We start from the raw sequence: 11488 nt of genomic DNA on the forward strand, positions 1-11488 counted from the left end.
CCGCTCCACATCGTATGGTCTCATTATATGCGACCCGGTCGTCGCAAAAATTATGGACGAATGGCCATGATATGGAGGGATTTCAGATGGCGCGGAAGACAGAAAGATACACGGTCGTCACGGGGGCCAGCTCGGGCATCGGTTATGAAACGGCAAGGGCGTTTGCCGCCCGAGGCAAAAATCTGATCGTCGCCGCCCGCCGCAGGCACAACCTGGAAGCCTTGAAGAGCGAGATTCTGGCTCGATACCCCACGCTGGATGTCGTCATCAAAGCCTCGGACCTGTCCGTCACGGAAAACGTATACCGACTCTATACGGACCTGAAGGGCTATGCGCTGGAGACATGGATAAACAATGCGGGCTTCGGACACTACGGCAGCGCGGCCCATCAGGACCTGCACAAGATCGGAGCCATGCTCCGCCTGAACGTGGAAGCGCCCACCCTTTTCTCCTCCCTGTTCGTCAGCGATTACAAGGACGTGGAGGGAACCCAGCTCATCAACATTTCCTCCGCGGGGGGCTACACGCTCGTCCCCGGAGCCGTCGCCTACTGCGCAACGAAATTCTTCGTCAGCGCCTTTACCGAAGGACTGGCACGGGAGCTGAAGGAGACCGGAGCCAGAATGCGGGCAAAGGTGTTCGCACCGGCCGCAACCCAGACGGAATTCGGCAAGGTGGCAAACGACGCGGCAGAATACGATTACGACAAAGCCTTCGGAACCTACCACACGAGCCGGCAGGCAGCCGAATTTCTGCTGGAGCTCTACGACAGCGACAAGACGGTCGGAGCCGTGGACCGGGAGACTTTCGAGTTCACGCTGCACGACCCCCTGCTGAGCTATGCGGGAAGCTCGAAACACAATCAAAAAACCGCTGCAGAGGCCGACGGACAGCGGGAAGAAAAATCACGGTGTTCTCGACGGGAATGATGCCGGGGGGCCACCCCTCCATACCGTTCCTAAAATCCCGTAGCGAAACTCAGGGGAAAAATCAAATCGGGAATGCTTTTACGGTCCACGGCGAACCTTGGACTCAACCTACGTTCCTGTGCGCGCAAAACCGCCTTGGATGCGGCTTCCCAACTGAAAGACGACCAGCCCGGCGATGACCCCCGCTATTCCGATCCACTGAGAGGAAGCCACCCTCTCACCATGGACCAACATCGCGCTCAATAGCCCTGTAATGGGCACCAGGAACGAAAAGGGAGCGACTCTTCCGGCCGAGTAGACCGCAATCATTTTGTTCCAGACGTAATAGCTGAAGAGGGTGGACAGAACGACGAGGTACAGAACGGAGAAGACGGCCGTCCCGTCCAAGCGGGTCAGCACACGAAAGGCCGCTGACGCCTCGCCTCCGGCCAGGGAAATGCCAAGCATGGGCAGAGGAACGAAAACCGAGGACCAGACGAGCATTTCCATCATATTCAGGGGAGCTCCTTTTCGCTCGCTCTCCTTGGCCGCCCTTTTGACAAGAACATTCGCACAGCCCCAGAAGAAGGCGGCCATGAGGCACATCAGGAAGGCTATCGTCGGGATCGAATCGGAACCGGGGCCCCAAAAACCACCGATCAGTCCCAGTCCGAAAACGGCCAGCATTATTCCAGCAATCTGAATCCTTCCCATTCTCTCCCCCATGAACCCCGACGACAGGATAAGGGTGAAGATGGCTTGAGCCTGCAGGACCACCGAGGCCAATCCTGCAGGCATTCCGGCACGAATCGCACAGAACAGAAACGAAAATTGTCCCACCCCGATACACAGCCCGTAGCCCGCAATCACCCTCCACGACACATCAGGGCTCTTCACAAAAAAGATCAAGGGGAAGGCAACGAACAGATACCTCAAAAAAACCAGAAAAAGGGGCGGGACCGACTGCAACCCGATTTTTATCACCGTAAAGTTGACGCCCCAGACGACCGCGACCGTCAGCAACAGCAATACGTCGCGCTTCTTCATCCTGTCGCCCTCCTTCCATCAAGGGGCAGAAAAACCGTCTATCTGCAGCTCCGCGTTCCCTTCGGCGTGGATTTGTATCGGACAAACTGCAAATTCTCGGAGCATGCCGCGCAAAGCATAGCACAAACCACCGTCATCAAGACCAAGGACGAGGTCCAGGGCAAAATCTCCTCCATGGGCAAGCCCCTCCTCAAAAGCCTTCAAACCGACCTCCACTCCGAAAAGAAGCGGCACGGATACTCGCGTCGCCCCCCTTGGTCGGGCTGTGCCCGGGCGCGCTTGCCGTGCGCCTCATGGTTGTGCCCTCGGTTACGAAGCGATGAGCACCGCAGGTCTCATGGTGTTTGTGCGTCACGCGATCTGGCGTACCCGAATCGAATCGATGACGGCAAGCTTTCGGCTGAAAAATCACGCTTTATTGCATCCGGTACAAACTTGCGGGCATGACGCGCTGGAGGCTTTTGAGCCTCTGATAAGGGCATGGGGCGACCATTTATCCGGAGAAACTGCATCCGCCGCAAGAAGGCCGGAGCGCGATACCTGAGGTCTTCATGAACTCCCGGCCTCTTTCCCGCAAAAAGCCTGAGATGATCCGTATGAACGGTATTTCGGAACCTCCTGGACCCGTCCCATCGTCTCAAGCCAAAACTTTGGGGTTCTAGGGTATCGCAAAGGCCGAATTAAAAGTGAAGAGCCAATTCCAAAACGTTTCCTTCCCGCTCCGCGAGATCCCGCAGAACCTCATCAGCGGTCTCGATCCAGGCGTTCGACGAGACGGACGAGCGGTGTGCAAGCGACTCCCCAATCCCCTCGAAGGAACAAGGGAGCACCCGCTCCGGGCGGAGCGCGCCCCTGGATCGACAAAGACGCCCCGCAGGGTCGGGGGCGTCTCCATCCGTCGTGCGCAACTTTTTTATCCTTGAGGGCGCACCGCCGCTCCGGACGTGCCTCCTCCCGGTCGCTAGACCGGCGGCAGGGCCTGGAGCGCCACGGTGTTGAGGAAGTTCCAGGGCTTGTTGTAGTGCGGCTGGAAGAAGAAGTCGACGAACGCCAGCTCGTCCACCGTCATCCCGTTCTGGATGCAGACGGACAGGGTGTTGATCGACTGGGTGAGGTCCTCCCGGGAACGAACCTGGGCACCCAGGATGCGGCGCGTCCCCTTCTCGTAGACCAGCTTGAGGAGGAAGGGCTCGGTGGAGGGCATGAACTCCGGCCGATAATTGTCCTCGAGGACGGAGACGGAGTAGTCGAGCCCCAAATCCTTGGCCACCAGCTCGGTCAGGCCGGTGCTGGCGATGTTCCAGTCGTAGATCTTGATGCCGGACGTCCCCTGGGTCCCCATATGCTTGGTCGTGGGCGCCTTGAGGTTCCGCGCGGCGAGCGTTCCCATGCGGACGGCGTTGGTCGCCAGCGGGATGTAGCCGTACTGCCGGGAGGCGTTGTTGTAGACCGCGCAGCAGTCGCCGGCCGCGAACACGTCCGGGTGGGACGTCCGCATGAACTCGTCCACGCGGATGGCCCCGTTCGGAAGCATCTCCAGCTTCCCCTTGAAGAGCGCCGTCTGGGGACGGAAACCCACGCAGAGGATCACCAGGTCCGCCTCGAACTCCCCGTCCGTCGTCACGACCCCGGCGACCTTTCCATGCCCGTCGTCCACGAACTTCTTCACCGTCCGGCCGAAGGCCAGCCTCACGCCCTTTTCGACGTAGAGCCGCTCCACCACGTCGACCACGTCGGGGTCCAGGTAGCGGGGCAGCACCTGACTCATCTGGTCGATGAACGTCACCGACTTGCCCTGGGTCTCGAAGGCCTCCACCAGCTCCGTGCCGATGTAGCCCGCCCCGACGATGGCGACGCTGCGCGCGGACGCGCACCGTTTCACGATCTCCATCGCATGGCCGTAGTTCTTGCAGAGCAGGACGTTCTCCAGCTTCGAGTTCTCTATGGGCGGCTCGACGGGCCAGGACCCCGACGCGACGATCAGCTTGTCGTAGGCGTCCTCGAACTCGCGCCCGGAGTCCAAGTCGCGGACCCGGAGCTTCTTCGCCGCGAGGTCGACGTCCGTCACCTCATGCTTCATGCAGGTCCCGACGCCCAGCTCGGCGAGCTTTTCGGGCGAGCAGTAGAACAGCCCTTTGGGATCCTTCACCACCCCCTGAACGTGCAGCGCGATGCCGCACGACAGAAAGGAGATATTGTCGTTTCGCTCGTAAACCGTCACCTGCGCGTCCTTGTGCAGCGCCACCGTGTTCAATATCGCCGCCGTCCCCGCGTGGGTACAGCCCAAGACCACAACCTTCAAGGTCCTCTCCTCCTCAAATTGCAGCATCGCAGGGAAAGGCCCCGCACCCCGAACGGAATCGCGGCGCCCGCCCCCGTGGAACGCCCCCCGAAGGAGGTCTTTAACCGTACTGCTCGATCTTGTCGTGGACGACGACGAGCGAATTGAAGTCCTCTATCTGGGGACGGGGGACGATGACGGGTTCCTTGACGTGCTCGTAATCGACGTTGACCCGCCGCACGGCGTACCCCCGTTCCAGGCGATCGACAAAGCCGTCGGTGTTGATGATGGTGTTCGTCTGTACTATGCGCACGATATCCGCCTCCCTGCGTCGAAAAAGCCTCCTGCCGAAACGGCGACCACGAAAACATCCCCTCGCCGTCCGAATTTTGCGGTGCGTCTCCACTGATCAACCATCGTAGGCCACGATTCATTGTACAATAGAAGACAAAGGTGTAAAGCCACCCCGACAGCAAGGAGGACGAATTTTTCATGAAGAGCAACCTGAAGCGTTTGGGGTCCATCCTCATGCTGGCCGCCCTGTTCGGCAGCCTTCTGGTCATGGGCTCGGATGCGGCGCCGAACAGAAAGAAACAAAAATATCTCAAGAACTCCCCTCCCCTGGGTTGGCAGTACCAGGCCGGCTACACCCTCTGGCGCCTCGAAAGGGGATTGGACGCCACCCCTCAGACGTGGAGGAAATACGTTCGGGAGAAGAAGCGGATTCAGCGCAGGGGACAGGAGAACGTGGCGGACAAGCTGATCCTGAACTCTCTCGACTGGACGATCGAGGAGTTGAGGGCCCTCCTGGACGAACAGAAGGAGCTGCTCAAGTTCCATCCCGCGGGGGTGGAGCCACAGCCGTAGGCGGCGGCATTTTAGTGCCCTCCGTCCACATATCGTCTCTGTTTGGGTTCCGATAATTGCTTCACACCGCCCGAAGCACCCTTCCGGAACGGTTTTCCGTTTGGCGTCCGTCCCGCACCGCGAGCGTCCCGTTGACGACCACGGCCCGGATCCCCTCCGGGCGGCGGTGCGGGTCGAGGAAGTCCCCCCGGTCGAGGACCGCAGCGGGATCGAAGACGACGAGGTCGGCGAAGAGCCCCTCCGCGATCAGACCGCGCCCCGCGAGACCGTAGCGGCGGGCGGGCGCGGAGGTCATTTTGCGCACCGCCTCCTCCAGACTCAGAAGCCGCCCCTCCCGGACGAACCGCCCCAGGAAACGGGCCGTAGTCCCGTACGCACGCGGGTGCGGACAGCCCTCCCCGTCCCGGACGACCCACGCGTCCGACCCCAGGGCGGTCAGGGGATGGGCGAGCACATGCCGCAGGTCGTCCTCGCTCTGCTCGTCCAGCAGCACCATCAGGGCGCGGCCGGAGACACTCAGGAGCCAGTCCATGAAAAGGCCGATGGACTCCGCATCCACGGAGCGCCTCTCGAGTATCTCCGCCAGGGTGCGCCCCTCGCACGCCCGGTCCCCCGGACAGTCGCCGATCAGGACCCGCTCCCATCCCTGAAGGAGCATCAGGTTGTCGCCCGGCACGTCGTCCTTCAGGATCGCGTCCGCGATGCGGTCCCTCTGCGTGTCGTCCCGCAACCGTGCGAGCAGCGCGTCCACTCCGCCCTCCGCGGCCCATGCGGGCAGGAGCGACAGGATCGTCGTGCTCCCCGCCACGTAGGGGTAGGCGTCGCACAGGACGTCGACGCCCTCCGCACGGGACCGCTCCATCGCGCGCAGGGTCTCGAAGACCTTACCCCAGTTCTCCCGCCCGATGGCCTTGTGGTGCGAGATCTCCACGGCGGCCCCCGTCTCCCGCGCCAGATCCAGCACCGTCTCGACGCACCCGACGACCGCGGTGCTCTCGCTCTCCAGATGAAAGGCACAGCGCCGGCCGTGCCGGGCAGCGGCCGACAGAAGCGCGGCGAGCTCCCGGCGTCTCGCGTAGCTCCCGGGCGGATAGGCCAGCCCGAAGGAGAGCCCGAACGCCCCTTGGCCGAACTCGCGCTCCAGCAGCAGCCCCATCCGCTCCAGCTCCCCGTCCGTGGGAGCCCGGTCCTCGAAGCCCATGACGGCGGCTCGCAGCGTGCCGTGCCCCGCCAGGAGCGCCAGGTTCTGGGCCGGACGGGCCGCCTCGATCCTTCGGACGAAGGAGGCGAGGTCGTCCCACGCCCAGTCGTACTCCTGGGCCGCCCCCACGAAAGGGGCCATATAGCGGGCGAGCCCCTCGCGGTGGGCGTCCGACAGGGGCGTCAAGGCCAGGCCGCAGTTTCCGCAGATGGAGGTCGTGATGCCCTGAGCGAGGAAGTTCTGCGCGTCCGGACAGCGCAGGATGCCGTGGTCGGCATGATTGTGCGCATCGACGAATCCCGGCGCCACGACCATCCCGGAGGCGTCCACCGTCGTCCTCCCGTCCGGGAGGCGCCCCAGGGCGGCGACCCGGTCGCCGCAAACGCCGACGTCCGAACGGAAGCACGGGCCCCCCGTCCCGTCCGCGACGAACCCGCCCTTGACGACGAGATCGAACGTCATTCCCCGTTCCCCCTCGCGTGGAGGACGTCGAGGCAGGCGTCGCAGAGCGCCTGGAGGCTCGACACCTCCCGATCCTTCGGCAGGCCCGACGCCGCGTAGACCGTTTTCTCGAAAATCGAAGCAGCACTGAATTCCAAAGACATTATCGAAAGAGGCTCCTTCCCGGTTCCGCGATAGGGAACGCAAAGATTGGCGCAAGCACGTCCCCCAACTCCCGTCAAGTTTAGCACCGAATTCCCGAACCGCAGGCCGCGGATCGCCGGCGTCTTCTGCTGCGGTGCGCCTCGGAGGACGCTTCTGAAATCGCATTGGGAGACATGGCGCATCATGGTGTATAATGCACACCATGATGGACTGTAGCGACGAGGGAGGACGAAGTGCGGGAGGGGGGCACGGTGATGGGGATCATCGAACGCAACGGGCACAGGCACCTATGTGCATTCATCCTGCTTCTGATTGCCGAGGAGAACGGGTACGGAAGAGAGATCCATCGACGCCTCGAGGAGTCTTTCCCCGGATTCAGGAGGGATTCCTCCACGGTTTACCGTTGCCTCCGCACGCTTGTCGAAGAGGGAGCACTGAGCTTCGAATGGGTCTTTTCCGATCGCGGCGACCCCAAGAAGAGATACCGCCTGACGGAGTCCGGGTACGCCGACCTGAGGGAATGGGAAGAGGATATTGCCGTCAGGAAACGGCATTTCGACACGTTCCTCCGACGGTATGCGGCGTTGAAAGACAAGGGAGAAGAAACTCGCCGGGAAGGCGAGGGGAATCCCGGCCGTTTCAGGGCGGAATGAGGAGGACGGATGATGCAAATCGTGGAGAAAGGCAAAAAGGACTCGGCGTACTGGGACAGTTCGGCGGAGGATTTTCAACGCAGGGTCGCGGGACACGGCTGGAACCTCGAACGCGATCCGGCACTGGCAATTCTGAAGCGGATCGGGGCGCTCGGCCCCGGAGCCAGAGTGCTGGATGTGGGCTGCGGCGTGGGGCGCCACCTTGGAGCCTTCGCTCCGACGGCCGGCGAGGCGGTGGGGGTGGACATCTCCGCACGCATGCTGGAGTTCGCCGCGGAAAACCTGAGGCAACACGCCAACATCATCCTGCAAGTCGGTGATTTCAAAAATCCCGATGCCGCTCTCGAGACGTTGCTCGCCCAAGGATTCGACCTCGTCTTCGCCTCGATGTCACCGGCAGTCGAGGATCTGGAGGACTTGCGCCGGATGAGCGCGTGCTCCAGAGGATGGTGCATGGTCGACCGTTTTCTGGAGGAACAGGACGAGCTGAAGGCGTCAATCCTCGAGGCAGTCGGCATGGACGTTCGCGACGACCCCCACAACCAGGGGGAACGGACGAAGCGTCTGTGGACCCTGCTGTGGGAGGACGGGTACTGTCCGCAGCTTGAGATCCACGCCCGCAGCGAAACCTTCGAACTGAGTGCCGATGCCCTGATGAAGCGTTACGAACGCAATGTCAAGGACTGCAACGCGGAGAAAAGGGAGAGGATCCGCCGGATCCTCCGGGAACGCTCCGAGAACGGATCGATCCGCAGCGACGTTCACGTCCTCAAAGCCACCTTGTACTGGGACGTCCGGGAGCGGCGCCGTTACCGCTAAGCACCCCGGAGGCCGAGCGGACCCAATTTTGCCTCTTTAAAAAAATTTTTGGCCGATCGATATTTTCGCGTGCATTTCCATGAACCGCACTCTCGACGCGAAAAGAGAGGCTTATCGATGGACGTCAGACGCAATGGCTTCAGGAACATTCTCCCGCCTGTGCGGTGCTTTTCCGCTGGTGGCTGCGATCGTGTCGTCCGCCTCTCCCGGGGTGTGCGCCGAACCGGCGGCGCGCCCGGTCATCCGTTTGAGCGGCGGTGACTTCGGGGCACCCAACCCATTCAGGCACGACAACCGTCAAGGCGGAACGGGTCATACGAACCTTAATGGAGATGCGGCACGATGATAAGGAGCATTTCGAGTCACCGGAGCTTCGCAGAAAATCACTGGTCCGTTCCGCCGATGGCCACAACTGGGCCAAGCCTCACAAGTCTCTCGGAAATTTGACGCCGGGTGAGAAGCTCCGTTCATGCTTTTTCTCTCGGGATTTTGTAAATAACTCTCGACCTCCTTACACTCCCGGCTCGCCGCGTGGGATGTCGAATGTCCCGTCCGCGACGAACCCGCCCTTGACGACGAGATCGAACGTCATTCTCCGTTTCCCCTCGCGTAGAGGACGTCGAGGCAGGCGTCGCAGAGCGCCTGGAGGCTCGACACCTCCCGATCCTTCGGCAGGCCCGACGCCGCGTAGGCCAGGGGCAGCTCCGTGCAGGCCGTGACGACCAGGCAGTCCCGCTCGGACCAAAGCTCCTCCACGAGCTCGCGCATCAGCCCTGCCGCCTCCGTCATGTCCCCGGACTTCACCCGGCGCAGGCAGCGCTGGACCCGTTCCTGACACGCCTCCGAGGGATGAAAAAACCGATACCCCCTGTCCTCGGCGCAGGCGGGATAGATCCCGCTGGCGCGGGTCCCCGAGGTGGAGAGGAGCCACGCCCCCTCCGGACTGCACCGCCGAGCGGCATCCACGGTGGCCTCGACGATGTGGACCAGGGGCACCGGCAGGTCCGCCCGGAAACGGTCGATGAAGTGATGGGCCGTGTTGCAGGGGACGGCCAGCAGGTCCGCACCCCACTCGGCGAGGCGCAGCAGGGCCCGGCGTATCGCCGGCGCGGGGTCCGGCCCCGTCCCGAGAATCCCGTCGCTGCGGTCCGGGATGTCGGGATCGGAGAACATCATCAGGCGCGGGTGCTCCGCGTCGCTCCGGGCCGGAGCCCCCGCGGCCAGGAGCCGCAAAAACTCGGCCGCCGCGGCGGGGCCCATCCCGCCCAGAATCCCAAGGGTCTTTTCAGGCTTCGTCAACAAACTCGCTCCTCCTTCTCCGAGCGTCAAAAAACGATCGGGGCAGGATAAAGGCGCCCGGCCCCAATCGTGTCGTCGTCAAATTCAAATCTGTCTTATGAATTCCCTCGCCCTCCGGAGCTCCTGCTCCGTCGGGTTCTTCCTGGCGATCCCCCCGATCAGCTTGAGCGGTCCCCAGGTGTCGTAGCCCCTGCAGGAGTACCGGCCGACGTAGGTGCCGTTTTTCTCCCTCAGGATTTTCTCGACGGGTGCGGCGTAGTTCTTGTAGTTGATCCCGGCCGTGTAGACGATGAACGTCCTCTGACGATCGCTCAGTTCGAGGTCCCTCGCCAACTGGACGATGAGCGGACTCAACGACTGGAAATACACGCCCGAGGCGAACCCGACGACGTCGTATTTCGAGAGCTCCGCATCCTTCGCCCGATCCGCGGGATACAGATCGCACTCCCGTTCCGCCGCCATGGCCTCCACAACTTTCCTGGTGTTTCCATGATGCGTCGAGACATACACGATCGCGATTTTCGTCTCCATGACATTCGCCCCTTTCCGTTCCATCGGTCCCAAGCTTATGGGCCGCGCGCTTCGGATTCATTATAGCCATTTCCGGCCATCGTGCTGACGGCCGGAGGGCCGAAACGCCCCGCACGTCGCACGATAAGATGCTTCTCCCGGCGGAACCCGATGCAAAATAAAAATATCCTTTCATCTTGTTAATTTTTTCTTACCCAGTTTGCCCCGAATATGTCATAATGAGCGTATCGCATCAGTTTCGACACCATTGTTTGGAGGGATTGCTGTCATGAAGAAGAGATTGTCGTTGTTGGTCCTTGCGCTGCTCCTCGTCGTCCTGGGCGCCTCCGCCGCCCGGAGCGAGCCCATCAAGGTCGGCTTCGTCGTCCCCAGCACCCGCGACGACCTGGCCTGGAGCCAGGCAATGTACGAGGGCATCGTCGCCGTACAGCAGGAGCTAGGCGAGGGCAAGCTGGAGCTCTCGATCAGCGAGCGCCTGGGCAACCCCGTCGATGCCGCGGCGGCCATCCGCCAGTACGCCTCGCAGGGCTACGACATCATCATCGCCCACGGAGCCCAGTACCAGAGCCTTCTGAACGACATCGCGCCGGACTTCCCCAAGACGAGCTTTGCCTACGGCACCGGCTACGCCGCGAAGTTTCCCAACATCTTCGCCTACGATCCCCATGCCCAGGAGGGCGCCTACCTCGGCGGCGTGATCGCGGGCATGATGACCAAGAGCGGCGTGATCGGCCTGGTCGGCCCCGTCGAGGCGGGGGACGCCATCAAGTACAACAAGGGTTTCGAGATGGGCGTGAAGGCCGTGAACCCCAAGGCCGTCGTCCGCATCGCCTACACGGGCTCCTTCAACGACCTGGTGGGGGCCGGCGAGATCGCCCGTACCGCCATCAAGGCCGGGGCGGACTTCCTGAGCGGCTCATCCCAGCAGAGCGTCGGGGCGCTGAAGGCCGTCGCCGAGCATAAAGGCGTCCACTGGATCTCCACCGACCTCAACATGAAGGACGTCGCCCCCGACTCCGTGCTCATGGCGCAGGTCTACCTCTTCAAGAACGTCGTGAAGGAGATCATCGACTCCCGCGCCAAGGGCGAGCTGGGCGGACGCGCCATCCCGCTCTCCCTCGCCAACGGGAACATCGACATCCAGGTGAACCACGAGCTTCCGCCCGAGGTCGCCAAGAAGCTGGAGGAAGTGAAGGCGGACATCGCCAGCGGCAAGCTGAAGATCGAGCTGAAGTAGCCCCCGGTGCGGGAGAACCGCACCTGAAACCGACACAGC

Annotated in this window: 13 protein-coding genes; 5 read left to right on the top strand and 8 right to left on the bottom strand. The window is 62.3% G+C overall.

The features are described 5' to 3' along the window. The first annotated feature begins 86 nt into the window (after positions 1-86). Complete coding sequence (locus EII26_RS06875; RefSeq protein WP_124888415.1) at positions 87-929, top strand: SDR family NAD(P)-dependent oxidoreductase; 843 nt, start codon at positions 87-89, stop codon at positions 927-929. Between the two features lie 108 nt (positions 930-1037). Here the strand turns inward: EII26_RS06875 and EII26_RS06880 are convergent, their stop codons facing one another. The 4 genes from EII26_RS06880 to EII26_RS06895 all read right to left on the bottom strand — a co-directional run bounded on the left by EII26_RS06880 (position 1038) and on the right by EII26_RS06895 (position 4549). Beyond that, positions 1038-1955 (bottom strand): EamA family transporter, encoded by a 918-nt coding sequence (locus EII26_RS06880; protein WP_124888416.1) that lies wholly within the window; start codon positions 1953-1955, stop codon positions 1038-1040. A gap of 18 nt (positions 1956-1973) precedes the next feature. Then, positions 1974-2171, bottom strand: a complete 198-nt coding sequence (locus EII26_RS06885) for a hypothetical protein (protein ID WP_124888417.1) — start codon at positions 2169-2171, stop codon at positions 1974-1976. Between the two features lie 745 nt (positions 2172-2916). Then, positions 2917-4248, bottom strand: coding sequence for an FAD-dependent oxidoreductase (locus tag EII26_RS06890; protein ID WP_233572649.1), 1332 nt, complete (start codon positions 4246-4248; stop codon positions 2917-2919). Positions 4249-4357: 109 nt separating this feature from the next. Next, positions 4358-4549, bottom strand: coding sequence for a hypothetical protein (locus EII26_RS06895; RefSeq protein WP_124888419.1), 192 nt, complete (start codon positions 4547-4549; stop codon positions 4358-4360). A gap of 179 nt (positions 4550-4728) precedes the next feature. Here EII26_RS06895 and EII26_RS06900 point away from each other — a divergent pair, with 179 nt between their 5' ends. Next, complete coding sequence (locus EII26_RS06900; RefSeq protein WP_124888420.1) at positions 4729-5103, top strand: hypothetical protein; 375 nt, start codon at positions 4729-4731, stop codon at positions 5101-5103. Between the two features lie 61 nt (positions 5104-5164). On the opposite strand, the gene EII26_RS06905 is transcribed toward EII26_RS06900, so the two are convergent. Both EII26_RS06905 and EII26_RS06910 read right to left on the bottom strand, forming a co-directional pair. Then, positions 5165-6766 carry an N-acyl-D-amino-acid deacylase family protein gene (locus EII26_RS06905; RefSeq protein ID WP_124888421.1) on the bottom strand — a complete coding sequence of 534 codons (1602 nt, stop codon included), beginning with the start codon at positions 6764-6766 and terminating at the stop codon, positions 5165-5167. Further along, positions 6763-6909 (bottom strand): hypothetical protein, encoded by a 147-nt coding sequence (locus EII26_RS06910; protein WP_199735105.1) that lies wholly within the window; start codon positions 6907-6909, stop codon positions 6763-6765. The genes EII26_RS06905 and EII26_RS06910 overlap by 4 nt, the downstream gene beginning before the upstream one ends. Before the next feature lie 255 nt (positions 6910-7164). On the opposite strand from EII26_RS06910, the gene EII26_RS06915 reads away from it, so the two are divergent. Both EII26_RS06915 and EII26_RS06920 read left to right on the top strand, forming a co-directional pair. Next, positions 7165-7563, top strand: a complete 399-nt coding sequence (locus EII26_RS06915) for a PadR family transcriptional regulator (RefSeq protein WP_124888422.1) — start codon at positions 7165-7167, stop codon at positions 7561-7563. Between the two features lie 9 nt (positions 7564-7572). Continuing rightward, positions 7573-8382, top strand: coding sequence for a class I SAM-dependent methyltransferase (locus EII26_RS06920; RefSeq protein ID WP_124888423.1), 810 nt, complete (start codon positions 7573-7575; stop codon positions 8380-8382). 588 nt (positions 8383-8970) lie between these two features. On the opposite strand, the gene EII26_RS06925 is transcribed toward EII26_RS06920, so the two are convergent. After that, a complete protein-coding gene (locus tag EII26_RS06925; protein ID WP_255415943.1) occupies positions 8971-9681 on the bottom strand; it encodes an aspartate/glutamate racemase family protein in 711 nt (236 codons plus the stop codon). Positions 9682-9765: 84 nt separating this feature from the next. Next, on the bottom strand, positions 9766-10212 hold the full coding sequence (locus EII26_RS06930) for a flavodoxin family protein (protein ID WP_158612195.1): 447 nt from the start codon (positions 10210-10212) through the stop codon (positions 9766-9768). 268 nt (positions 10213-10480) lie between these two features. Between EII26_RS06930 and EII26_RS06935 the strand changes: the two genes are divergently transcribed. Beyond that, positions 10481-11449, top strand: a complete 969-nt coding sequence (locus EII26_RS06935) for a BMP family lipoprotein (protein WP_124888425.1) — start codon at positions 10481-10483, stop codon at positions 11447-11449. The last annotated feature ends 39 nt before the right edge of the window (positions 11450-11488 follow it).

Source organism: Fretibacterium sp. OH1220_COT-178 (assembly GCF_003860125.1).
Classification (GTDB): domain Bacteria; phylum Synergistota; class Synergistia; order Synergistales; family Aminobacteriaceae; genus CAJPSE01.

Coding starts and splice junctions, on each gene's coding strand:
- EII26_RS06915 (WP_124888422.1), top strand. CDS start 7,165: ATGGGGATCATCGAACGCAACGGGCACAGGCACCTATGTGCATTCATC.
- EII26_RS06935 (WP_124888425.1), top strand. CDS start 10,481: ATGAAGAAGAGATTGTCGTTGTTGGTCCTTGCGCTGCTCCTCGTCGTC.
- EII26_RS06920 (WP_124888423.1), top strand. CDS start 7,573: ATGATGCAAATCGTGGAGAAAGGCAAAAAGGACTCGGCGTACTGGGAC.
- EII26_RS06910 (WP_199735105.1), bottom strand. CDS start 6,909: ATGTCTTTGGAATTCAGTGCTGCTTCGATTTTCGAGAAAACGGTCTAC.
- EII26_RS06880 (WP_124888416.1), bottom strand. CDS start 1,955: ATGAAGAAGCGCGACGTATTGCTGTTGCTGACGGTCGCGGTCGTCTGG.
- EII26_RS06900 (WP_124888420.1), top strand. CDS start 4,729: ATGAAGAGCAACCTGAAGCGTTTGGGGTCCATCCTCATGCTGGCCGCC.
- EII26_RS06905 (WP_124888421.1), bottom strand. CDS start 6,766: ATGACGTTCGATCTCGTCGTCAAGGGCGGGTTCGTCGCGGACGGGACG.
- EII26_RS06875 (WP_124888415.1), top strand. CDS start 87: ATGGCGCGGAAGACAGAAAGATACACGGTCGTCACGGGGGCCAGCTCG.
- EII26_RS06930 (WP_158612195.1), bottom strand. CDS start 10,212: ATGGAGACGAAAATCGCGATCGTGTATGTCTCGACGCATCATGGAAAC.